Annotated in this window: 26 protein-coding genes; 14 read left to right on the forward strand and 12 right to left on the reverse strand. The window is 65.7% G+C overall.

Going from position 1 to position 22632, the window contains the following annotated elements:
• Nucleotides 1-46 precede the first annotated feature (46 nt).
• Nucleotides 47-2101: a transglycosylase domain-containing protein gene (locus VFG17_RS13675; RefSeq protein WP_325029942.1), complete on the forward strand. Its 2055-nt coding sequence runs from the start codon at nucleotides 47-49 to the stop codon at nucleotides 2099-2101.
• Between the two features lie 9 nt (nucleotides 2102-2110).
• Here the strand turns inward: VFG17_RS13675 and VFG17_RS13680 are convergent, their stop codons facing one another.
• From VFG17_RS13680 to VFG17_RS13695, 4 genes are read right to left on the reverse strand one after another with little or no spacing between them, the layout of a single operon-like run.
• Nucleotides 2111-3211, reverse strand: coding sequence for a DNA alkylation repair protein (locus tag VFG17_RS13680; RefSeq protein ID WP_325029943.1), 1101 nt, complete (start codon nucleotides 3209-3211; stop codon nucleotides 2111-2113).
• Between the two features lie 10 nt (nucleotides 3212-3221).
• Complete coding sequence (locus VFG17_RS13685) at nucleotides 3222-4622, reverse strand: efflux transporter outer membrane subunit (protein ID WP_325029944.1); 1401 nt, start codon at nucleotides 4620-4622, stop codon at nucleotides 3222-3224.
• Nucleotides 4615-7779, reverse strand: coding sequence for an efflux RND transporter permease subunit (locus VFG17_RS13690; protein ID WP_325029945.1), 3165 nt, complete (start codon nucleotides 7777-7779; stop codon nucleotides 4615-4617). Before VFG17_RS13690 ends, VFG17_RS13685 begins: the two co-directional genes overlap by 8 nt.
• Before the next feature lie 6 nt (nucleotides 7780-7785).
• Nucleotides 7786-8940, reverse strand: a complete 1155-nt coding sequence (locus VFG17_RS13695) for an efflux RND transporter periplasmic adaptor subunit (RefSeq protein WP_325029946.1) — start codon at nucleotides 8938-8940, stop codon at nucleotides 7786-7788.
• Nucleotides 8941-9080: 140 nt separating this feature from the next.
• On the opposite strand from VFG17_RS13695, the gene VFG17_RS13700 reads away from it, so the two are divergent.
• From VFG17_RS13700 to rplA, 7 genes are all read left to right on the forward strand, one after another.
• Complete coding sequence (locus VFG17_RS13700) at nucleotides 9081-9689, forward strand: TetR/AcrR family transcriptional regulator (RefSeq protein WP_325029947.1); 609 nt, start codon at nucleotides 9081-9083, stop codon at nucleotides 9687-9689.
• A gap of 80 nt (nucleotides 9690-9769) precedes the next feature.
• Nucleotides 9770-11116 (forward strand): MFS transporter, encoded by a 1347-nt coding sequence (locus VFG17_RS13705; RefSeq protein WP_325029948.1) that lies wholly within the window; start codon nucleotides 9770-9772, stop codon nucleotides 11114-11116.
• 158 nt (nucleotides 11117-11274) lie between these two features.
• Nucleotides 11275-11472, forward strand: a complete 198-nt coding sequence (gene secE / locus VFG17_RS13710) for a preprotein translocase subunit SecE (RefSeq protein ID WP_037554036.1) — start codon at nucleotides 11275-11277, stop codon at nucleotides 11470-11472.
• Between the two features lie 34 nt (nucleotides 11473-11506).
• Nucleotides 11507-12043: a transcription termination/antitermination protein NusG gene (gene nusG, locus VFG17_RS13715; protein ID WP_037554037.1), complete on the forward strand. Its 537-nt coding sequence runs from the start codon at nucleotides 11507-11509 to the stop codon at nucleotides 12041-12043.
• Between the two features lie 51 nt (nucleotides 12044-12094).
• The gene (locus VFG17_RS13720; RefSeq protein ID WP_325029949.1) at nucleotides 12095-13021 is read left to right on the forward strand and encodes an acyl-CoA thioesterase II; all 927 of its coding nucleotides are present in this window, start codon (nucleotides 12095-12097) and stop codon (nucleotides 13019-13021) included.
• 155 nt (nucleotides 13022-13176) lie between these two features.
• A complete protein-coding gene (gene rplK, locus VFG17_RS13725) occupies nucleotides 13177-13608 on the forward strand; it encodes a 50S ribosomal protein L11 (RefSeq protein WP_003049146.1) in 432 nt (143 codons plus the stop codon).
• A gap of 4 nt (nucleotides 13609-13612) precedes the next feature.
• The gene (gene rplA, locus VFG17_RS13730; protein ID WP_325029950.1) at nucleotides 13613-14311 is read left to right on the forward strand and encodes a 50S ribosomal protein L1; all 699 of its coding nucleotides are present in this window, start codon (nucleotides 13613-13615) and stop codon (nucleotides 14309-14311) included.
• A 101-nt stretch (nucleotides 14312-14412) separates the two neighbouring features.
• Here the strand turns inward: rplA and VFG17_RS13735 are convergent, their stop codons facing one another.
• The 4 genes from VFG17_RS13735 to VFG17_RS13750 are packed head-to-tail and all read right to left on the reverse strand — an operon-like array spanning nucleotide 14413 to nucleotide 16473.
• On the reverse strand, nucleotides 14413-14823 hold the full coding sequence (locus VFG17_RS13735) for a VOC family protein (RefSeq protein ID WP_325029951.1): 411 nt from the start codon (nucleotides 14821-14823) through the stop codon (nucleotides 14413-14415).
• The gene (locus VFG17_RS13740) at nucleotides 14820-15467 is read right to left on the reverse strand and encodes a heme exporter protein CcmB (RefSeq protein ID WP_325029952.1); all 648 of its coding nucleotides are present in this window, start codon (nucleotides 15465-15467) and stop codon (nucleotides 14820-14822) included. Before VFG17_RS13740 ends, VFG17_RS13735 begins: the two co-directional genes overlap by 4 nt.
• Entirely contained in the window at nucleotides 15464-16048 is a 585-nt protein-coding gene (ccmA, locus tag VFG17_RS13745) for a heme ABC exporter ATP-binding protein CcmA (RefSeq protein WP_325029953.1), read from the reverse strand. Before ccmA ends, VFG17_RS13740 begins: the two co-directional genes overlap by 4 nt.
• Complete coding sequence (locus VFG17_RS13750; protein ID WP_325029954.1) at nucleotides 16045-16473, reverse strand: metallopeptidase family protein; 429 nt, start codon at nucleotides 16471-16473, stop codon at nucleotides 16045-16047. Before VFG17_RS13750 ends, ccmA begins: the two co-directional genes overlap by 4 nt.
• 51 nt (nucleotides 16474-16524) lie before the next feature.
• Between VFG17_RS13750 and VFG17_RS13755 the strand changes: the two genes are divergently transcribed.
• From VFG17_RS13755 to VFG17_RS13770, 4 genes are all read left to right on the forward strand, one after another.
• On the forward strand, nucleotides 16525-16812 hold the full coding sequence (locus VFG17_RS13755) for a 4a-hydroxytetrahydrobiopterin dehydratase (RefSeq protein ID WP_325029955.1): 288 nt from the start codon (nucleotides 16525-16527) through the stop codon (nucleotides 16810-16812).
• A gap of 6 nt (nucleotides 16813-16818) precedes the next feature.
• A complete protein-coding gene (locus tag VFG17_RS13760) occupies nucleotides 16819-17190 on the forward strand; it encodes a hypothetical protein (RefSeq protein ID WP_325029956.1) in 372 nt (123 codons plus the stop codon).
• Nucleotides 17191-17308: 118 nt separating this feature from the next.
• Complete coding sequence (locus VFG17_RS13765; protein WP_325029957.1) at nucleotides 17309-18709, forward strand: amino acid permease; 1401 nt, start codon at nucleotides 17309-17311, stop codon at nucleotides 18707-18709.
• A gap of 11 nt (nucleotides 18710-18720) precedes the next feature.
• Nucleotides 18721-19359, forward strand: coding sequence for a YoaK family protein (locus VFG17_RS13770; protein WP_325029958.1), 639 nt, complete (start codon nucleotides 18721-18723; stop codon nucleotides 19357-19359).
• 18 nt (nucleotides 19360-19377) lie between these two features.
• On the opposite strand, the gene VFG17_RS13775 is transcribed toward VFG17_RS13770, so the two are convergent.
• The 4 genes from VFG17_RS13775 to VFG17_RS13790 form a co-directional block, all read right to left on the reverse strand.
• Nucleotides 19378-19623 (reverse strand): zf-TFIIB domain-containing protein, encoded by a 246-nt coding sequence (locus VFG17_RS13775; RefSeq protein ID WP_414712965.1) that lies wholly within the window; start codon nucleotides 19621-19623, stop codon nucleotides 19378-19380.
• A gap of 176 nt (nucleotides 19624-19799) precedes the next feature.
• Complete coding sequence (locus VFG17_RS13780; protein WP_325029960.1) at nucleotides 19800-20117, reverse strand: DUF2218 domain-containing protein; 318 nt, start codon at nucleotides 20115-20117, stop codon at nucleotides 19800-19802.
• The gene (locus VFG17_RS13785) at nucleotides 20117-20665 is read right to left on the reverse strand and encodes a PadR family transcriptional regulator (RefSeq protein ID WP_325029961.1); all 549 of its coding nucleotides are present in this window, start codon (nucleotides 20663-20665) and stop codon (nucleotides 20117-20119) included. Before VFG17_RS13785 ends, VFG17_RS13780 begins: the two co-directional genes overlap by 1 nt.
• Before the next feature lie 158 nt (nucleotides 20666-20823).
• On the reverse strand, nucleotides 20824-21267 hold the full coding sequence (locus VFG17_RS13790; protein WP_325029962.1) for an acetyltransferase: 444 nt from the start codon (nucleotides 21265-21267) through the stop codon (nucleotides 20824-20826).
• A gap of 373 nt (nucleotides 21268-21640) precedes the next feature.
• Between VFG17_RS13790 and rplJ the strand changes: the two genes are divergently transcribed.
• Together rplJ and rplL are read left to right on the forward strand one after the other, a co-directional pair.
• Nucleotides 21641-22156, forward strand: a complete 516-nt coding sequence (rplJ, locus tag VFG17_RS13795; RefSeq protein WP_325029963.1) for a 50S ribosomal protein L10 — start codon at nucleotides 21641-21643, stop codon at nucleotides 22154-22156.
• Between the two features lie 56 nt (nucleotides 22157-22212).
• Nucleotides 22213-22587 carry a 50S ribosomal protein L7/L12 gene (gene rplL / locus VFG17_RS13800; RefSeq protein ID WP_325029964.1) on the forward strand — a complete coding sequence of 125 codons (375 nt, stop codon included), beginning with the start codon at nucleotides 22213-22215 and terminating at the stop codon, nucleotides 22585-22587.
• Nucleotides 22588-22632 lie beyond the last annotated feature (45 nt).

Raw genomic sequence — 22632 nt, forward strand, 5'->3', positions numbered from 1 at the left:
CAACCATTTGCTAATGCTGTATTGGGACTGTAATACGGTGCCAAGCATGACCTGGTTTCGTAAACCCGACAGCCCCGACCCCGCCCTTGCAATGACGCCTGGCGGGCCCTTTGCCGACATGGCGCCGCCTGAGCCGCCGCCCGTTCCCGAAACGCGGCGGCGCAAATGGATGCGCCGCCTTTCGCGCGGCTTCGCGATCTTCTGCGTCACATTCCTTTTGCTCGTCGGCTGGCTCGCGCTCACCGCGCCGCTGTCGAAATCGCTCGAGCCGATCGCGCCGCCACAGATCACCTTGCTCGCCTCCGACGGCACGCCGATCGCGCGCGCCGGCGCGATCGTCGATGCGCCGGTCGAGGCGAAGAAGCTTCCGAAACATGTCACCGGCGCCTTCCTCGCGATCGAGGACCGGCGTTTCTACAGCCATTGGGGAATCGACCCGCGCAGCATCGCGCGCGCGGTGTGGAGCAACGTCACCGGCGGCCGCACGCAGGGCGGCAGCACGATCACCCAGCAGCTTGCGAAATTTACCTTCCTGACGCCCAAACGCACCCTCGGGCGCAAGGCGCGCGAGGCGCTGATCGCCTTCTGGCTCGAAGCCTGGCTGACCAAGGACGAGATTCTCGAACGCTATCTCTCGAACGCCTATTTCGGCGACAATACCTATGGCCTGCGCGCCGCTTCGCTGCATTATTTCTACCGCCACCCCGAAAAGCTGACCCCCGCGCAGGCGGCGATGCTCGCCGGGCTCGTGCAGGCGCCGTCGCGCCTCGCGCCGACGCGTAATCCCGACCTTGCCGAAAAGCGCATGAAGCTCGTCGTGAACGCGATGGTCGACACAGGCTATATGACCGAGCGCGAGGCCAAGGCGATCCGCACCCCGCGTATCGACGTGCGCACGCGCAATACGCTGCCCACCGGCACCTATTTCGCCGACTGGGCACTGCCCGCCGCGCGCAAATTGAGCGACGTCGGCTATTCGCGCCAGACGATCACGACGACGCTCGACGCGCGGCTGCAATCGATCGCGCGCCGCGTGACGGGCCGTGCGGGGCTCGGCAAGGCGCAGGTCGCGCTCGTCGCGATGCGCCCGAACGGCGAAGTCGTCGCGATGATCGGCGGCAAGGATTATGCCGCATCGCCCTTCAACCGCGCGACGCAGGCGCGGCGCCAGCCCGGCTCGACCTTCAAGCTGTTCGTTTATCTCGCGGCGCTCGATGCGGGCTGGGAACCGGACGACCGGATCGACAATAGCGCGATCGAAACCGGTTCCTACCGCCCCAAAAATTCGGGCGGCGCCTATTCGACGGACATCAGTCTCGAAGACGCCTTCGCTTCGTCCAGCAACGTCGCCGCGGTGCGCCTTTTCGGCGACGTCGGCGACGAAAAGGTGATCGCGATGGCGCGCGACCTGGGCGTCACCGCGCCGCTGCCGAAGGGCGATCCCAGCCTCGCGCTCGGCACGTCGAGCATGACGCTGCTCGAACTCACCGCCGCCTATGCCGCGGTCGCGGCGAACAGCTATCCAGTCGAACCGCACGCCTTCAAGGAGGCCGAAATGGGCTGGTTCGAAAATCTGATCTCCGGACCGTCGCGGTTCGGATCGAGCGAGCATGAGGATATCGAGACGATGCTGCGCGCCGCGGTCAATCGCGGCACCGGCCGTGCCGCGCGATTGCCGCAGGCCAATTATGGCAAGACCGGCACGACGCAGGACAATCGCGACGCGCTGTTCGTCGGTTATGCGAACGACCTCGTCGTCGGCGTGTGGATCGGCAACGACGACAATACGCCGCTTCGCGGCATATCGGGCGGCGGCATGCCCGCGCGCATCTGGCGCGATTTCATGACCGAGGCATCGGGCAGGAAAGCGGCGCCGCGTCCCCGACGCGCCGATCCCGCGGGTCCGGTCGAACCGCTCGATATCCCCGATATCAGCGACATCCCGATCGGCGACCGGACGCGCGTCGGCCTCGAAGGCGGCGACGCCGTGATCTCGACCGAGATCAACGGCAGCCGCATCGACCTGCGTCTGCCGATTCAGGACCGGGAGCCCGAACCGGTCGAAGTGGAGCCGCCGCCGCCCATGACGACGCCTCCATAGGCTGTGGCATCAGTTCGGTAACAAGTCGAAGGCCGCAGTCGCCATCGTCCGGCCGTTGACGATCAACTCGACCTCATGCCGCCCCGGATGATGGCGCCGCGTGCTGAAATCGCGGATCGTCTGCCCGATACGGATGGTGGCGGCGGCGCCCGGGGCCAGCTCGAAACTCTTGAGCTTGAACACTTTCGGCGCCGTCTTCCCGCCGGCGCGGGCGTAATGAATGCGGTAATCGATTACGAGGGGCTGGTTGTCAGGCGAATCCGACACAATGTCCGCGCTGATCGAAATCCGGTCGCCCAGCCGCACCGTCGCGGGAGTGATGGCGAAATCGCGCACGAGCACCGCCGCGCCATGCCCGACGCCGATCAGTGCGAATGCGCCGGGATCGCCCTTCTTGATCAGCGTGCGCAACGCGTGGCGGACGATCCATGCGGTGCGCGGGTCGCCCTGCGGCCAGGCGGCGAGGCGCGCCAGCAGCCAGTCGGGCTGGTCCTTGGCGATGTCGTTCAGATGGTTGGCGACCGATTTGCGAACATAAAGGCTGGTATCGGCTTTGAGCGCCTCGAGGATCGCCGCCGCCAAGGTCGGATCGGCCTTGAGCGCCGGCACACGCGCCGCCCAGGGCAGACGCGGCCGGGCGCCTTCGCTCGCGAGCCGGCGCAGATGCTCGTCGTCGCTGCCGGTCCAGCGGGTCATCGCCGTCAGCGCGCGAGGAGTATCCGCCGCCAGAAAGGGGCGGATCGCGAATTCGGCGGATCCAAAGCGCGTGAGGTCGGCGAGCGCCTCCATCGACGCGTCGAAATCAACGAGGCCATGGCGCGCGACATATTCGGTGATCGCGATCGCCTGAAACCCGTGGGTCAATCGCGGCGCCATCGCCCGAAGGATATCGAGGCGGCCCCCATAATCGCCAGGCAGCGCGGGATGGAGCGCATCGGCGATATGGCGCACGCGCTCCATGATCGACAGCGCGTCGAGCCCATCCGACGCGGCGCGCAGAAAAACACCGCGGTCGAAGCGCGGCGACGCCGCCGACCCCGCATCGGCAATGGTCTCCAGCGCCCGCGGCCCCAATATGTCCTTGAGCAGGGCCGGGGTTTCGGCGCTCACGATGCCGCTCTTACCGGCGCTCGACCAGCCCGCCGCCGAGCGCGACATAGAGCGTGACCAGATTGTCGACCTGCGCGCGGCGCGTCTCGATCAGCGTCTGTTCGGCAGCGAACAGGTTGCGCTCGGCGTCGAGCACTTCGAGGTAGGTCGACACGCCTTCACGATAGCGTTTGCGCGCGAGGTCGGCGATCTGGCGGGTCGCGAGCGTGCCGCGCTCCTGCGCTTCGACCTGTTCGGCGAGGTAGCGGCGCCCGGCAAGCGCGTCGGCGACCTCGCGAAAAGCGCCTTGCACCGCGCGCTCATAGGTCGCGATCGCGATATTCTCGCGCGCTTCGGCGACGGTCAGATTGCCCTTGTTGCGCCCGAAATCGAAGATCGGCAGGCTGATCGACGGACCGAAGCTCCACGTCATGCTGTCGTCGGTGAACAGATTGTCGAGCGACAGCGACGCGAAACCGAGATTGCCGGTCAGCGAGATCGACGGGAAGAAGGCGGCGCGCGCAGCGCCGACATTGGCGCGCGCGGCGCGCAGCCGCTCTTCGGCCGCGAGAATGTCGGGCCGCGCGACGAGCAGATCCGACGGCAGCCCGGCGGTCAGCGTCGGCGATTGCGCCTGCGCGACGAGCGGCAGCGGGGCGGGCAGGGGCCCCGCGACCGGCCCGCCGGTGAGCACGGCGAGGAAATTATCGGCCTGCGCCTTGCCGAGCTTCAGGCTCGCGAGCTGCGTCTCTGCCTGCGTCAGCAGCGTCTCCGACTGGCGATAGTCGAGCGCCGAAGTCACCCCCGCGTCGAGGCGGCGCTTGGCGATGCGCAGCCCTTCCTTGCGGCTCGTCACCGTCGCTTCGGCCAGCTCGATCTGCTCCTCGGCGCCGCGCGACGAGAAATAGGTCGAGGCGACGTCGCGGACGAGCGCGAGGCGGAACGCCCGCTCGGCCGCTTCGGTCGCGAGATACTGGCTGCGCGCGGCTTCGGACAGATTCTTGACCCGCCCCCAGAAATCGAGCTCGAACGAGGTCACGCCGACGCCGACCGAATAGCGGTTGGTCGTCGCGGGGTCCGTGTTCGGGACCAGCTGGCTGCGCGTCCGCGTCGCATCGGCGCTCGCGCCCACCGTCGGCAGGCGATCGGCGTCCTGGATACGATAAAGGCCGCGCGCTTCCTCGATCTGCGCCACCGCCACCGCAAGGTCGCGGTTGCGAGCGATCGCCTGTTCGATCAGCACCTCGAGCTGCGGGTCGGCGAAGAAGTCGCGCCACGCGACGTCGGTGGCCCGCTGGCCGAGCGTCACGTCGCCGGCGAATTCGGCCGGATAGTCGGCGGCGGTCGACAGCGGCGGGCGCTCGTGCTTCGGCGCCATGTTGACGCAGCCGGCGAGCGTCGTCGCCGCGGCGAGCGCGATCAGGTTACGCATGGCCGGGCTCCTCATGATGGCCTTTCTCGGCGGGGGCAGGGGGCCGCTTGCGGCTGAGCCATTTGCGCACCGACAGATAGAAGAGCGGGATGAAGAAGATGCCGAGCAGCGTCGCGGCGATCATGCCGCCCATCACGCCCGATCCGACCGCGATGCGGCTGGCGGCGCCCGCGCCGCTCGCGATGACGAGCGGCACCATGCCGAGAATGAAGGCGAGGCTGGTCATGATGATCGGACGGAGGCGGAGCTTGACCGCTTCCATCACCGCATCGAGCGTCGACTTGCCCTCGGCTTCCTGCTCGATCGCGAATTCGACGATCAGAATCGCATTCTTCGCCGCGAGCCCGATGATCGTGATCAGGCCGACGTTGAAATAGATGTCGGCCGAAAGCCCGCGCAGCATCGAGAAGAGCACTGCGCCCAGCACGCCGAGCGGCACGACGAGCAGCACCGCGACCGGCACCGACCAGCTTTCATAGAGTGCTGCGAGCAGCAGGAAGACGACGACGAGCGACAGCCCGAGTAACATGCCGATCTGTCCCGCCGACTGCTTCTCCTCATAGGAGATGCCGGTCCATTCGAACGAGAAGCCGGCGGGAAGCTGCTGCGCGAGCCGTTCCATTTCGGCCATCGCCTCGCCGGTCGACTGGCCCGGCGCGGGCTCGCCCGAAATCGTCATCGCGGGATAGCCGTTATACCGCTGGAGCTGCGGCGCCTCGGCCGACCATTCGGCGGTGCTGAACGATCCGAAGGGCACCATGCCGCCGTTCGCGCTGCGGACGCGCAGGTCGAGCACATCCTGCGGGGTCATCCGGCTCGCGGCGTCGGCCTGGAGCAGCACGCGCAGCACGCGGCCTTCGCGGGTGAAGTCGTTGGCATAGGCGCTGCCGAAACTGATCGCGAGCGTCGCATTGACGTCGCCGATCGACAGGCCGAGCGCGCGCGCCTGGATGCGGTCGATATCGACCTTCAGCACCGGCGCATCCTCCTGGCCTTCGGGGCGGACGTTGGCGAGCAGCTTGCTCTGCATCGCGCCGCCGAGCATCTGGTTGCGCGCGGCGATCAGCGCGTCGCGCCCGTTGCCGCCGCGGTCCTGCAGCTTGAAGGTGAAGCCGCTCGACGTGCCGAGTTCGGGGATCGACGGCGGGCTCAGCGAGAAGACGAACGCCTCCTTGATCCCCATGAACACGCCCATCGCCTTGCCCGCGATCGCATCGGCGCTGTTTTCGGCGCCCTTGCGCTCGTCCCACGGCTTGAGCGGCGTGAACATGATCGCATTCGCCTGGCCCTGGCCAAAGAAGCTGAAGCCGTTGACCGACACGACATTGGCGACCTGCGGCTGTTCGGCGAAGAAGGCTTTGACCTGTTTGGTTGCCTCGCCGGTGCGCTGCGTGGTTGCGCCCGGCGGCGCCTGGATGACGGTGATCAGATAGCCTTGGTCTTCCTGCGGCAGGAAAGAACCCGGCAGGCGGAAAAAGAGCAATGCGGTCACCGCGACCATCGCGATGAAGACGCCGAGCCAGCGCAGCGGCGCTGCCAGCATCTTGCCGACGCTGCCCTGATAGCGATCGGTCGTGCGCCCGAACCAGTCGTTGAAGCGGCCGAAGAAACGATCGGCGAAGGCCCCGATACGGCCCTTGCGCTCGGTCTGGTCGTGCGGTTTCAGAAGCGTCGCGCACAGCGCCGGCGTCAGAGTGAGCGCGAGCAGCGCCGAGAAGGCGATCGAGATCGCGAGCGTCATCGAGAATTGGCGATAGATGCCGCCGGTCGAGCCGGGGAAGAAGGCCATCGGGATGAACACCGCGATAAGCACGAGCGTGATGCCGACGATCGCCGAAGTGATCTGGCCCATCGCCTTCACCGTCGCCTCATAGGGCGGCAGATGCTCCTCGTTCATGATGCGCTCGACATTCTCGATCACGACGATCGCGTCATCGACGAGGATGCCGATCGCGAGCACCATGCCGAACAGCGTCAGCACGTTGATCGAGAAACCGAACATCCAGAGCCCCAGGCACGCGCCCGCGAGCGCGATCGGCACGACGACGGTCGGGATCACCGTCGCGCGCCAGTTCTGGAGGAACAGGAACATGACGAGGAAGACGAGCAGCATCGCCTCGGCCAGCGTTTTCACCACCTCTTCGATCGACAGGCTGATGAAGGGCGTCGTGTCATAGGGGATCGACCAGGTGACATCGGGCGGGAAGCCCTTCGCCAGTTCCTCCATCTGCGCGCGAATGCCCTCGGCGGTCGACAGCGCGTTGGCGCCGGGGGTCAGCTGGACCGCGAGGCCCGCCATCGGCTTGCCATTGAGCTCGGACGAGAAGAGATAGCTCGCGGCGCCCAGCTCGACGCGGCCGACGTCGCCCAGCGTCACGGCCGACCCGTCGGGGTTGGCGCGCAGGATGATGCTTTCGAACTGCTCGGGCTTGGTGAAGCGGCCCTGCGTCGTGATCACGGCGTTGAGCTGCGCACCCTTGGCGATCGGCTGGTCACCAAGCTGGCCGCCCGGCGTCTGGCTATTCTGTTCCTGCACCGCCCCCAGCGCTTCGGCGGCGGAGAGGTTATAGGAGGCGAGCTTTTGCGGATCGAGCCAGATGCGCATCGCATATTCGGGTGCAAAGGCCTGAACATTGCCGACCCCGTTCACGCGCCGCAGCTCGTCGAGCACGCGCGTGTTGGCGAAGTTGTTGATCTCCATCGGGTCGGTGTTGCCGGTCTTCGAGGTGATCGCGACGATGAGCAGGAAGCCCGAATTGGCTTCGGTCACCGAAATGCCCTGGCGGCGGACATCTTCGGGCAGGCGCTGTTCGACGCGGCGCAGGCGGTTCTGCACCTCCATCTGCGCATTGTCGATGTCGGTCCCGGCCTCGAAGGTCAGGGTGATCGAGGCGGTGCCATTCGATTCGCTGGTCGAGGCCATGTAGAGGAAGCCCTCGACCCCGTTCAGTTCCTGCTCGATGACCTGCGTGACATTCTGTTCGAGCGTGCCCGCGTCGGCGCCTGGATAGGTGACGCTGATCGTCAGCGACGGCGGCGCGACCGACGGATATTGCTCCACGGGCAGGCCGCGCAGCGCGATGATCCCGGCGAGCAGGATGCCGATGGCGATGACCCAGGAGAAGATGGGCCGGTCGATGAAGAAGCGGGGGGTCATATCAGGTCAGCGCTTCGCCGCGGGGGCGGGCGCCGCTCCCTTGGGTTGGGCGACGCGGACCGGCGCGCCCGGCTGGACCTTTTGCAGCCCGTCGACGATCACGCGGTCGCCGGGCTTCAGCCCTTCTAGGATCGCCCACTGGCCCGCGACCATCGTGCCCAGCTTGACCGGGCGTGGCGTCGCGACATTCTTGGCGTCGAGCACCATCACGCTCGCCGCATCCTCCGCCAGTTTGACCGCGCGCTGCGGGATCAGCACGCCGTCGGCGCGATTGCCGGCAAAGATGCGCGCGCGGACGAACTGGCCGGGCAGCAGCGCCGAGTTGGGATTGGGGAATTCGGCGCGCAGCGCGGCGGTGCCCGTCGCTTCGTCGATCGACAGATCGAGGAAGTCGAGGTGGCCGGTTACCGGATAGGCGCTGCCGTCCTCGAGGATCAGCTGGACCTCGACGCGTTCGAGTTCCGGCACGCTGACCTTGCCCGAACCCATATCGCCGCGGATCGCCAGAAGATCGGAGCTCGACTGGCCGAAATTGACGTAGACGCGGTCGATCTGCTCGATCGTCGTCAGCAGCGTGCCTTGCGCTGCGCTGACCAGCGCGCCTTCGGTGACTTCGGCGCGGCGCGCGCGGCCCGAAATCGGTGCGGTGACCGACGCATAGCCCAGATTCAGGCGCGCCGATTCCAGATTGGCCTGTGCGGCGGCGACGTCGGCCTCGGCGGTGCGCTGCGCGGCGACCGCGGCGTCATATTCCTGCTTGCCGATCGCCTGGTCGGCGAGCAGCGGCTGGTACCGGCCGACGACCTGCCGGGCGTTGGCGGCGGTCGCCTGCGCGCGGGCAAGCTGGGCGCGCGCCGCATTGGCGGTCGCGATCAACTCGCGCGGATCGATCCGGAACAGCGGCGTGCCGGCGCGGACATAGCTGCCCTCGTTGAACAGCCGCCGCTCGACGATGCCATTGACGCGGGCGCGCACTTCCGACGTGCGATACGCCTGCACCCGGCCCGGGAGTTCGATGACGTTCGGCACGGCTTGCGTGCGGATCGTCACGATATTGATCTCGGGCGGCGGAGGCGCGGGGGGCGCTTCCGCCGAGCAGGCGGCCAGCAGAAAGGCCAGCGCAGCGCCGGCGGCGCAGCTGAGAGGACGGACGCGACTCATAAGGACCCCTGAAAAATCGCAGTTGTGCGGGATTGTTATATACGCAAAAGCTTGCGCTGAGGGGCCGTGTAATTTAAATTACAAAAAAGGGCAAGAGACGGGGAGCACAATTGGGCATGTCGGAATCGACTTTATGTCAAATGGATAGGTATTCAACACCACGCGAGCGGCGGCAAAGCGCCATTCTCGACGCGGCCGAGTCGCTGTTTCTGGAACAGGGCTATGAACGCACCAGCCTTGCCGAAATCGTCAAACGTTCGGGGGGGTCGCTCGCGACGCTTTATGAGTTGTTCGGCAACAAGCAGGGGCTGCTTCGCGCGATCGCGACCCGCTGGTGCGACGAAGCCATGCTCAGGTCGCTCGACGGCGACGCGATCCGGGGGCTGTCGAGCGTCGAAATCCTGAAACGTTATGCGCATCGCCAGAGCGAATTGATGGAATCGCCGCACGCCGTCGCCCTGATGCGCATGCTGATATCCGAAAGTTTGCGCGATCATGAATTCGCGATGCAGATCTACCTCGACCTTCATGTGCCCGCGCTCGAGGAACTGATCGAACTGTTCGCCGAATGGGCGGCCACCGGCAAGGCCGAGATCGATCGCCCGGACGCCGCCGCGCGCCTGTTCTTCGATATTGTCGTCGGCGATTCGATGCTGAACACGCTGATGGGGATCGAGGTCGAATGGCTGGACAGCGAGCAGATTGACTGGCGGCTCCAGCCGTTCCTCTCGCATTTCAAGATCCGGTAAGGCGTTTGCGCCGCGCATTGGTATTGACATGATTGTTAATAGCTGAAAACCTGCGGCTTCCGTTTCGGGAGCTTCGCATCTTGGCCAGTACCGCCCTGCCATCAGCCGCTGCGGCCTCTGAAACCTCGGACTTGCGGCCGCGCACTGTCGCCGCCTATGCCGCGACCGCGGGGCCGACGGTCATGCTCGGCCTGCCGTTCAGCGTCTATCTGCCGCCCTATATCGCCGAGGGCGGAGCGATTTCGGTCGCGCTGGTCGGGCTGCTCTTTTCGCTCACGACGATCTGGGACGGCGTCGTCGATCCGCTGATCGGAACGATGGTCGACCGCGTGCGCACGGGGCTCGGTGCGCACCGGCGCTGGATGCTGCTGGCGCTGCTTCCCCTGTCGCTGCTGCTGCTCGCGCTCGTCACCATCGGCAATCAGCTGCCCTTCGCGGCGCTTTTCCTGATGATGGTGCTCTTCTATTCGAGTTACAGTCTCTATGAGGTTGCTCAGCTGTCGTGGGGATCGGCGCTCGTCCGTTCACCGGCGGACAGCGCGCTCCTCTACGGCATGCGCGACTGGTTCGCGAAAATCGCGTTGATCCTCGCTTTCGCCGCGCCGGCCGCGGCGCAGCTTCTAATCCCGGGGCTCAGCCTGCAAGGGCGGATCATGGCTTATGCCAGCCTCTTCCTGCTGCTGGTGCCGATCGCGCTTTTCGCGATCCGCCGCGTGCCGCCGCGCACGGTGGTGGCCGAATCCGGCTTCGGATGGCGGCACGAAATCCGCGCGTCGCTATCCTTCCGGCCGTTGATGCTGCTGCTCGGGGTGCAGTTTCTCAACAGCTTTGCCTTCGGGTCGCTGACCTCGCTCTTCGTCTTCTTCGCCGCCGCTGTGCTCGACCTCGATGCGCAGAGCGCCGTCCTGCTGTTCGCGAGCTTCATCGGCGGGGCGCTGGCGTCGCCGCTCTGGACCTTCCTCGCGCGCCGCTTCGGCAAGCCGCCGATGATGATGGCGATGGGGCTGCTGATCGGCGGCCTGCTCGTCGCGACTCTGGCGCAGCAGCCACGCGGGCTCGGGCAGGCGGTCGGCTTCTCGCTGATGCTCGGCACCGGCTTCGTCGGGCTGCTTTTCACCTACTCGATGCTCGCCGATCTGATTCCGCGCGATAGCGAGCGTTGCGGGCGAAACCGGTCGGCCTTCCTCTTCGCGCTGTTGAACCTGATGGCCAAATTCGGCGTCGCCGCCGCGATCGCGGTCAGCTATGCGGCGCTCGATCTCGTCGGTTTCGACCCGCAGAACGGCAAGGCGGCGGCGCGCGAGCTGCATCTGATCTTCGCGCTGCAACCGACCGCGAGCTGGATGATCATGGTGGGTCTCTTGCTCTGGATGCAACGCGAACTCACCCGTGCGCCCGCGCTTGCAATCCCGGCGCCGCCCAAGTAAAGGCCGCTTCATTCGGACAGATGCGCCGTTCCCTTTCCGCCTTTCGCCGACATGCTCGGGGAGGGTGGGCGGACTATTGCCCAAAGCGCGCTTGACGCGCGGGCGGCGGCAACCCATCTGGCCCGGATCATTGACGTTGCAAGGACAGGACGATCGACATGGCCAAGACCAGCCCGGCTGAGTTCATCAATCAGGTGCGCGCCGAAGCTCGCAAGATCGTTTGGCCGACGAGCCGCGAAACGGTGCAGACGACGATCATGGTGCTGATCATGACGACGATCCTTTCGCTCTTCTTCCTTGGCGTCGACACGGTTTTCAACGCGATCGTCAGCTGGCTGACGTCGCTCGCGCGCTAACGCCCGCGGTTACAGGGACAGGATACGGATAGACATGGCGCGCTGGTACATCATTCACGCCTATTCGGGTTTCGAGAACAAGGTTCGCGATTCGGTGCTTTCCGAAGCCGAACGCATGGGCCTGACCGACTTCGTCGAAGCGGTCGAGGTGCCGGTCGAGACCGTCACCGAGGTCAAGCGCGGCAAGAAGGTCCAGGCCGAACGCAAATTCTTCCCCGGCTACGTCCTCGCCAAGCTGACGATGACCGACGATGTCTATCACCTGGTCAAGAACACGCCAAAGGTCACGGGCTTCCTCGGTTCGTCGGGCAAGCCGCAGGCGATCAGCGAAGCCGAAGCCGCGCGTATCCTCAACAGCAAGGAAGAGGCCGCAGCGCGTCCGAAGACCGAAATCCGCGTCGATTATGAAATCGGCGATCAGGTCAAGGTGCTCGACGGTCCCTTCGCCAGCTTCAACGGGCTGGTCGAGGAACTCGATTTCGAAAAGGCGCGCGTCAAGGTGTCGGTGTCGATCTTCGGACGCGCCACCCCGGTCGAACTCGACTTCGAACAGGTCGAACGCTTCAAGTAACGTCGCTGCGCCCACGCGGGCGCGGGCGGTCCCAGCCCGGGGGAATTGCGCATGAGCCTTACGCCCGAAGAGCTGCAGGCGCGCCTCGATCTTGCGCGTGAAATCAACAGCAGCACGCCCGCCGACAAGGTGGTCGGCGCGGTCGCGCGTCTGTTCGACCTCGACGCCGTTCCGGGCGTCGACGATGAATTCACCTTTCCGGCGCGGCCGACGACCTCGCGCGACCGGATTTTCGGCGGGCAGGTCATCGCGCAGGCGATGACCGCCGCGGCGCGGACGGTCGATCCCGACAAGCAGGTGCATTCGCTGCACGCCTATTTTCTACGCGGCGGCGACGAGACGAAGCCGCTGCACTTCCGACTCCACCGCGACTTCGACGGCCGCAGCTTTTCGAACCGCCGCGTCGTCGTCCGTCAGGACGGCAAGGTGATCTTCAACCTGACCGCCTCGTTCCAGATCCCGGCCGAGGGGCTGTCGCACCAGGTCGCGATGCCCGAACTGCTGCCGCCCGAGGAATGCTGGGATTTCACCGACTTCATCGCGGCGGACCCGCATATTTCGGACCGCCAGCTCGCGCATATGGCGCGCAGCCGCCCGTTCGAGGTGCGCAGCTTTCGTCCGCCGGCTTCGGACCGCGCGACGCAGCATTATCAATGGTTCCGCGTCGCATCGCCGATCGGCGACGATCCCTTGCTGCACCGCGGTTTCCTCGCCTTCGCATCCGATATGGGGCTCTTGTCGTCGGCGATGCTGCCGCACGGCGTCAGTTTCTGGACCCCGGGCCTGGTATCGACCAGCCTCGATCATGCGATGTGGTTCCACGGCGAAGTGCGCGTCGACGATTGGTTCGTCTTCGTGATGGACAGCCCGTGGACGGGCGGCGACCGGGGCCTGTGTCGCGGATCGATCTACCGCCGCGACGGCACGCTGATGGCGACCGTCGCGCAGGAAGGCCTGATCCGCTACCGCCCCCAATAAGGCTTGTTTTCCGGCGCCTTTGGCTCTAAAGGCGCCGCTTCGCATCAGACACGGTTGCGATTCCGCGCGGGAGGAAGGGGTGATGCCCTTCTGCTTGACCGCTTATTTTGAGCCCCGAGCCAAGGCCCGGGGCGACAGAAAGAAAGGAGGCCATCATGGCCAAGAAGATCAGCGGCTACATCAAGCTGCAGGTGCCCGCCGGCACCGCCAACCCGTCGCCGCCGCTCGGGCCGGCGCTCGGTCAGCGCGGCGTGAACATCATGGAATTCTGCAAGGCGTTCAACGCCGCGACCGACGGCATGGACAAGGGCACCCCGACCCCGACCATCATCACCGTCTTCGCTGACAAGAGCTTCTCGTTCGTCACCAAGACGCCCCCGGCGACCTATCTGATCAAGAAGGCCGCGAACCTGAAATCGGGTTCGAAGGAGCCCGGCAAGATCAGCGGCGGCAAGATCGCGCGCTCGAAGCTCGCCGAAATCGCCGAGATCAAGATGAAGGATCTCAACGCCAACGACATCGAACAGGCGACGAAGATCATCGAAGGCAGCGCCCGCTCGATGGGCCTCGAAGTGACGGAGGGCTGAACCCATGGCTAAGCTGACCAAGAAGCAGAAGGCCCTCGAGGGCAAGGTCGACGCGCTGAAGCTGCATGGCGTCGACGAAGCGATCAAGCTGGTGCGCGACCTCGCGACCGCCAAGTTCGACGAAACGCTCGAAATCGCGATGAACCTGGGTGTCGATCCGCGCCACGCCGACCAGATGGTCCGCGGCGTCGTGACGCTGCCCGCCGGTACCGGCAAGGACGTCAAGGTTGCCGTGTTCGCGCGCGGCGACAATGCCGACAAGGCGCTGGCCGCCGGCGCCGACAAGGTCGGTGCCGAAGACCTGATGGAAGACATGCTCGCGGGCAACCTCGACTATGGCCGCGTCATCGCGACGCCGGACATGATGGGCATCGTCGGCCGCCTCGGCAAGACGCTGGGTCCGAAGGGCCTGATGCCGAACCCGAAGCTGGGCACCGTCACCCCGAACGTCGCCGAAGCCGTGAAGGCCGCCAAGGGCGGTCAGATCGAATTCCGCGTCGAAAAGGTCGGCATCATCCACGCCGGTCTCGGCAAGCTGTCGTTCGGCGAGGAAAAGCTCCGCCAGAACTTCGACGCTTTCGTCGACGCGATCGTCAAGGCGAAGCCGGCCGGCGCGAAGGGCAAGTATGTCCGCAAGGTCGCGCTGTCGTCGTCGATGGGCCCGGGCGTGAAAATCGATACGACCGAAGTCGTCGGCGCCTGATCGGCACCATAACGATTTAAGGGAAGGGTCGGGGGAAACTCCGGCCCTTTTCTTATGGGCCGCTTTGGCGTGGTTAGCGGACAATGCTCGTCCAGCTTTCGTCATCCCGCTCCACGAAACTCGATCAAATCCCACTTGTTGCCGTAAAGGTCGAGGAACACCGCCACGGTGCCATACTCCGCCTCCATCGGCTCGCGCTCGATCCGCACGCCCTTATCGAGCAGCCGCCGATAGTCGCGCGCGAAATCGTCGGTCTGCAGGAACAGGAAGACGCGCCCGCCCGCCTGATCGCCGATAAATTCCGCCTGCTCCGCAGTCGCCGCGCGCGCGAGCAGGATCGTCGCGCCGCCCGGCGGGTTGCCCGGCGGCGCCACCAGCACCCAACGCTTGTCCTGCGCCGGCTGATGTTCGTCGGCGACGAGTGTGAAACCCAGCGTCCCGACATAGAAGTCGATCGCCTCGTCATAATCGCGCACCACGAGCGCGACATGCGCGAGCGATTGGCGCGTCATTCGCGCAGGCCCCGCAGCGCCGCACCCGCCGCGAACGGCCCGATCACGGTCAAAAGCAGGCTCGTCGCCGCGAGCAGCTTCACCGCGCCGCGCCCCGACGGGTCGAGCATCCCGGCGCCGAAGATCAGCAGCGGCACCGCGAGCGGTAGCACAAGCAGCCCGCCGATCGCGCTGCCGCCCTTGTGGTTCGCGGTCAGCGCGGCGCTCAGCACCGCGAGCGAGGCGAGCGCCGGAACCGCGATGGCAATCCCCGCCGCGAGCGTTTCGACGCGCGCCGCGTCCTGCGCGAGCAGCGCCGATGCAGGAAGAAGCGCGATCAACAAAGGCAGCCCGAAACCAATAGCATGCGCACCGATCTTCACGGCCGCGATCACCTCGTCGGCAAATCCTCGGACCGCCAATTGGTCGAGAACACCCGCATCCTTGTCGGGGCGCACGAGCCGGTCGATCGGGAGCAGCGCCGCGAGGAGCGCCGCGACCCAGACCATCCCGCCACCCGCGCGGCGCAGCAGCGGCGCATCGGGCCCGACCGCGAACGGAAACGCCGTCGCGACGAGCAGGAAGAACAGCACCGGCAGCCACAGCGCCCCGCTGCCCCACGCGCGGCGAAGATCGCGCCAGAAGAGGGCGATGAGGGCGGTCAAGCGAGTGCCCCCATGTCGAGTTCGGCTAGATCGGCAATCCCGAGCGCGAAATGCGACGCCAGCATCACCGCCCCGCCATTCGCCCGATGTTTCGCAACCGCGGCGACCAAGCGCGCCTGCGCCGCGTCGTCCATGCCGTTCGCGGGCTCGTCGAGCAGCCAGATCGGCGCACCGCTCGCGATCACCCGCACCATCGCGGCGCGCTTGCGCTGCCCGGTCGACAGCATTGCCACGGGCACCTCGGCAAGCGGCGCGAGCGCCATCGCGTCCATCGCGCGGTCGACGCTATGCCCGTCGACCGTATCGACCCGCGCCCAGAAATCGAGCGCGCGGCGCAAGGGAAGCTCGGCATCGAGCGCCGCCGCCTCGTCGATCAGCGCGACGCGTTCGCGGCGCTCGACGGTCCCGGCGGCGGGACGCAAAAGGCCAGCCGCCAGCCGGATCAGGCTCGACTTGCCCGCACCATTGGGACCGCGCAGCGACAGCGCGTCGCCGCGGTTCAGCGTCAGCGACAGGCTTTCAAAGAGCAGCCGGTCGCCGCGAATACAGGCGACGTCGCCCAGCCGCAGCAATTCAGTCACGCCATATCTTCCAGCGCGTGCATATCCTCGTCGGAAAAACCGAAATGATGGCCGATTTCGTGGATCAGCACATGGCGCACCAGCCATTCGAGCTTCTCGCCGGCCTCGATCCATTCGACGAGGATGGGGATGCGATAGAGCGTCACCCGGTCGGGCATCCCGCCGCTTTCGCCGATGCTGCGCTCGGTCAGCGGGCGGCCTTCGTAGAGGCCGGTCAGGTCATGGGGATGCTCGATGTCGAGCGACGCGAGCACCTCATCGTCGGCGAATTCCTCGATCGAAATAACCACGCCCTCGATATGCGGCTTGAACACGTCGGGCATCGTTGCCAGCGCAGCCTCGGCCATCGCGAACAGTGCGTCGGCGTCGGGGGCAGTGCCGGTCCAGCCGGCAGGTAAATCGGGAAGGGCACTCTTGTCGCTCATCGCGCCCTTCCTTATGGCGGCGACGCGATATTGACCAGCGGGAGATAAATCATGGTGCAGAAACTCGACGAAGCCGAGCGCAACGCGCTCCTCGCCCGCTTTCCCCAATGGACGCACGAACCGTCGCGCGACGCGATCACGCGCCAGTTCAAATTCGCCGATTTCGCGCAGGCCTTCGGCTTCATGACGAGCGTCGCGATCATCGCCGAAAAGATGGACCATCACCCCGAATGGTCGAACGTCTACAACCGCGTTGACATATTGCTGACGACGCACGACGCCGACGGATTGTCCGAGCGCGACGCGAAGCTGGCCGAAGCGATCGAGGCGCTAGTCTGAAGGGCGGTGGCGGCAGGTATCCGACCGATTGCAGACATCGACGATAGCGTTATGTTTGAGTGCATGACGGGCTTTGCAGACCGCGTGCGCATCAAACGCACCGAAGAGACCGAACGGCTTGGCTTGGCTGGACGTGAAGGCCAAGTATTTGGGTATACCACGCCATCCGTCACTGACGTGGCAGTGGTGGGCATTTTAGCGGATGACTATGCCGTCAACGTTCACTTCGATGAATTGGCTGAGGGATTCTGGTTTGCGGACCACCTTGTTGAACAAATTGATCATGCACCGAGAACGGTGATCTCCCTTGAGGGACAAGATACGGAGTGGGTGCGCCTGCCGAATGGAGAGTGGCAGGAAAAGTCGTCACTAGGCTAACGTCTGCTTCCCACCCCAAAGCCGACACTCGCCATCCCTATCACGCATCTTGCGCTCACCCCCCACGCCCTTACAAGCAGCCCAAACATATCCAGCGCCCAAAGGGGGAGCCCACCGCATGACCGACAGCCTGTTTCGCCGCAAACCGATCGTTCCGGAACGGCGGGAAGGGGAGCAGACGCTGGTGCGGACGCTCGGCTGGCCGCATCTGATTGCGCTCGGCGTCGGCGCGATCGTCGGCACGGGCATCCTGACGCTGATCGGCGTCGGCGCCGACAAGGCGGGGCCGGCGGTCATCCTGTCGTTCGGCATCGCGGGGCTGATCTGCGCCTGTGCCGCGCTCGCCTATGCCGAAATGGCGACAATGATCCCTGCGTCGGGCAGCGCGTACACCTACTCCTATGTCGTGATCGGCGAACTGCTCGCGTGGATCGTCGGGTGGAGCCTCATCCTCGAATATTCGCTCGTCGTCAGCGCGGTCGCGGTCGGCTGGTCGGGCTATGCCGCGCCGCTGCTCCAGGCGTGGGCGGGATTTCCGATGGCGCTGATGCAAGGCCCCGAACTCGGCGGCATCGTCAACCTGCCGGCGATCGCGATCATCGCCGTCGTCGCGGGGCTGTTGCTCATCGGTACGCGCGAGAGCGCGACGCTCAACGCGCTCCTCGTGCTGGTCAAGATCGCCGCGCTGGTGGTCTTCGTCGCGGTCGCCTTGCCCGCCTTCGACGCCGCCAATCTCGAACCGTTCAGTCCCTATGGCTTCGCCAAGCATATGGGACCCGACGGCGTCGAACGCGGGGTGATGGCGGCGGCCGCGATCATCTTTTTCGCCTTCTACGGCTTCGACGCGATCGCGACCGCGGCCGAGGAAGCGAAGAACCCCGACCGCGACCTCAAGATCGGCATCGTCGGCTCGATGATCGCCTGCGTCGCCATCTATATCGCCGTCGCGGTCGCCGCGGTCGGCGCGATCGCCTACACGCGCTTCGCCAACAGCCCCGAACCGCTCGCGCTGATCCTGCGCGAACTCGGCAGCCCGCTCGCCGCGCAATATCTCGCGGTCTCGGCGGTCATCGCGCTGCCCACCGTGATCCTCGCCTTCTTCTATGGGCAAAGCCGCATCTTCTTCACCATGGCGCGCGACGGGCTGCTGCCCGCGGGCCTGGCCAAGCTGTCGGCGCGCGGCACGCCGGTGCGCATCACCATCTTCACCGCGCTCGTCGTCGCGGTGCTCGCGGGCTTTATCCCGCTCGGCGAACTCGCCGCGCTGGCGAATGCCGGAACGCTCGCGGCGTTCACCGCGGTGTCGGTGTGCATGCTGATCATGCGCCGCCGCGCTCCCGACGCGCCGCGCACCTTCCGCACGCCGCTGCCCTGGGTCGTCGGCGGCATCGCCGTGCTCGGCTGTATCTATCTCTTCTTCAGCCTGCCGGTGCAGACGCAGCTCTGGTTCGTTGCGTGGAATATCGGCGGCCTCGGCGTCTATTTCCTCTATGCGCGCCGTAACGCGGTCGTGGGCTGACCGCTGCCGACATGATCCGTTTCGATCGGTCGCAACAGATGTTGGCAGCCGGCGTTTCGGCGCTTGCGGGCTTCGTCGACGCGATCGGCTTTGTCGAATCGGGCGGCTTTTTCGTGTCCTTCATGACCGGCAACTCGACGCGGCTCGCGGTCGGAGCGGCCGAATGGGCCGAGGCGGGGCTGATCGCGGGCGCGATCATCGCGTTGTTCCTTGCCGGAGTCGTTGCCGGATCGCTCATCGCGGCGCGCGCCGCCGACCGGCGGAGCGGGGTGATCCTCCTGTTTGTCACCGTGCTGCTCGCCATCGCGGGGACGCTTCGCCTGCTCGACCTCGTATGGCTTTCGGTCGCCTGCCTCGCGCCGGCGATGGGCATGGTCAACGCGGCGATCGAGGGGCGGGGCGGGGCTGTCGTCGGCGTGACCTATATGACGGGCACGCTTGTCCAAATGGGCCAAAAGATCGCCAACGCGCTGCGCGGAAACGGCGATGCGCGCTGGTTGCCGCATCTGGCGCTGTGGACGATGCTCGTTGTCGGCGCGATCGCCGGCGCGCGCGCGGTCATCTGGTCGCCGCCGCTGACTTATGGGTTGGCGGTCCTGTTTTCGGCGGGGCTGGCGGCGCGCGCGCCATGGACGCGGCGGGACACCTGACGGCGCCCCGCCGCCGGTTCAGTCGAACAATTCGCTGAGGAAGCTCTTCTTGTAATTCTTCTTGTACGGCTTGCCGTAATGGCGGTCGTCATAGCCGCGCTCGCGATATTCGGGCTGCGGCGGCGGGGGAGGGGCTGACGCGCGCGGCGCGGGCGCGCTCGCGGCTTCGCTGCGCTCGATGATCTTGTCGAGTTCGCCGCGATCGAGCCATACGCCGCGGCATTGCGGGCAATAATCGATCTCGATCCCCTGACGTTCTGACATCGTCAAATTCACGCGGCAGGTCGGGCACAGCAGGCCTTGGGGGTCGGACACGGATATTCCTTTCTTCACAGCGGCCGCCGGGAGGGGGCGGCACCGGTTCAACGTGCCACCGCCGACGTGCGTTCCGCAAGCGCGAAAGGCGCGCGCCGACACAAGGGTGGCGGAGCGGGCGGGGTTCAGGCGGGCGTCCAGTCGAACGCCAGCGGGGCTTCGCGAAAGGCGAAGCGGTCGAGGTGGCGCGCGACGACACCCTCCATCGCTTCGACATGCGCGTTGCTGCTCGCGTCGATGCGGACCGACAGCGCGTCGGCGCCGGCATCGAAGGTGACGAGCGCATCGCTCGCCCAGGTGGCGCCGCGCGCATCCTTGGGGAAGGTCACGGTGCCATGCTCGGGGGTGAATTCGACCGCGAGATTATGCTGCCAATGCTTGCACAATTGCTGCAGATATTTGCTCGCGTGCGCGGTCGGGACTTTTGCGATCATGCTGGTCATCACAGGCGCTCGATCTTCTGCGCCGCCTCGTCGATCAGCGCGACGATGTCGTGCAAGGTCGCGTCTTCGAGGTCGTGCTCGCCGAGCCGGTTCATCAGCACCGCCTTCAGATTGCCCATCGCGCGGCGGACCGAGGCGCTGTCGGTGCGCTGGCGCTCTTCGCCGATGTCGACCAGCCGCGCGATCAGGCGTGCGGCGCTCTCCTTGTTGGCCTCCAGCTCGGCCGTGCCCGCCTCGGTGATCGCGAACAATTTCTTCGCGCCTTCGCTCTGCTGCGCCTCGACCAGTCCCATGTCGTCGAGCAGGGTGAGGGTGGGATAGATCACCCCCGGGCTCGGCGCATAGGCGCCGCCGGTCAACTCCTCGATCTGGCGGATCAGGTCGTATCCGTGGCGCGGTTCGTCGGCGATCAGTTTGAGCAGCACGAGCCGCAGCTCGCCGCTGTCGAACATTCGCTGGCGGCGGCCGCGGCCGTCGTCGTCATGTCCGTGGCGTCCGCCGAAACCGCGGCCAAACCCGCGCCCGCCGCGACGCATGGCCTCGCGCATCGCGTGGTGCCTATCGCGGCGGTGGCCGCAACCCCGTCCGCCCATATGGCCGTAAAACATCATATATTCTCCTTCGAGCGAGTCTCGATAGAGCTAAGATATATCTTAATATATTTTATGCAAGGGGCGATGATTTAATCACCGCAGCCAAGCCCCGATCAGTTTTGTGGCTGGAAGCGGAGGTGGATCAGGGGGTAGGGGCGGCCCTGACCGTCGTGCTCCGACCGGCCGGTGGGGACGAAACCTATGCGTTTGTAGAAGCCGACCGCCTGATCGTTCTGCTCGTTCACCTCGGTGGTAATCGCGCCGTGGAGTGCAATGGCATGTTCGACGAGCGCCTTGCCGACGCCCTGTCCGCGATGGACGGGATCGACGAACAGCGCCTCCATGCTGCTGCCGTCGAGCAACATGAAGGCAAGGGGGCGATCGCCGGCATCGACAGCGAGCCATAACGGCGCCAGCGGCAGAAAGCCCTTCACCTCTTCCTCGATCGCGATCCGGTCCTCGGGCGTCAGAAAATGGTGCGTCGCATCGACCGCGGCGCGCCAGATCTCGACGGCGCGATCGCCATCGGCGGGGGTCGAGAGGCGGATCCGGATCATGCCTGGTGCCGTAGAGGCCCGGAATGTCCACGCCAAGCCCGATTTTCGGCCGCTTACAGCTTGACTCGGTGGGCTTTGTCGCTATTAGCCCGCCCGTGTTGCCGCAGGTTCGCCTACGGCAATTCCGTCCGAGACAGTTGGTGAAGGGGATTTGCCCTTCTTAATTTCCAGCCGAGACGGGGACAGTCTTTTATCGGTCGCCCGCCTGCAATGCAGGCGCAAGCGGCTTGACCGACCCCATCGGACATCGTTGCGTAAAGGACAGGCGAGCCTTGGCTCGCATGGCTTTTGCGTGTGTTAGCGGCCCGGCCGCGCACGCTTTTGTCTTTGGGCAGGGGCGCATGCGTATTCGGGCATGAGTGGAGAAACAGGCATGGATCGTGCTGAAAAGGCCGAAGCCGTATCCTCGCTGAACGCTACGCTGTCGAATGCAGCCTCGGTTGTGATTGTTCGCAACCTGGGTCTTACCGTCGCCCAGTCGACGGTGCTTCGCCAGCAGATGCGCGATGCGGGCGCGAGCTATAAGGTCGCGAAGAACCGCCTGGCCAAGATCGCGCTCGATGGCACCTCCTACACCGGTATCAGCGATCTGCTGACCGGCCCCACGGCAATCGCCGCTTCGACCGATCCGGTCGCGGCTGCGAAGATCGCGGTGGAATTTGCCAAGACCAACGACAAGCTTGAAATCGTTGGTGGTGGCATGGGGGATGTGGTCCTCGACGTGAATGGCGTGAAGGCGCTTGCATCGCTGCCGTCGCTTGACGAACTGCGTGGCAAGCTTGTCGGTCTGCTCCAGGCTCCGGCCACCAAGGTTGCGCAGATTGCGGCAGCCCCGGCTGGTCAGCTGGCGCGGGTCTTTGGTGCCTATGGCGCCAAGGAAGCGGCATAAACTTTTACCTACCGTAACAATTCACCGGGCTTTCCCGGTTCTGATGGAGAATGAAAATGGCTGATCTCGCAAAGATCGTTGAAGACCTTTCGGCGCTGACCGTTCTGGAAGCTGCTGAACTTTCGAAGCTGCTCGAAGAAAAGTGGGGCGTTTCGGCTGCCGCTGCCGTCGCCGTTGCTGGCCCGGCTGCTGCCGCTGCTGGCCCGGCTGCTGAAGAGCAGACCGAATTCGACGTCATCCTGACCGGTGACGGCGGCCAGAAGATCAACGTGATTAAGGAAGTCCGTGCGATCACCGGCCTGGGCCTGGGCGAAGCCAAGGCGCTCGTCGAAGGCGCGCCGAAGGCCGTCAAGGAAGGCGCCAGCAAGGCGGAAGCCGAAGAGCTGAAGAAGAAGCTCGAAGCTGCCGGCGCGACCGTCGAACTGAAGTAATTCGGTTCGGGGCTGCGGCCGGTTCGTCGGCCGCGTTCCAGCGAA

Origin of the sequence: Sphingopyxis sp., assembly GCF_035686825.1 — a bacterium.
Taxonomy (GTDB): Bacteria; Pseudomonadota; Alphaproteobacteria; order Sphingomonadales; family Sphingomonadaceae; genus Sphingopyxis.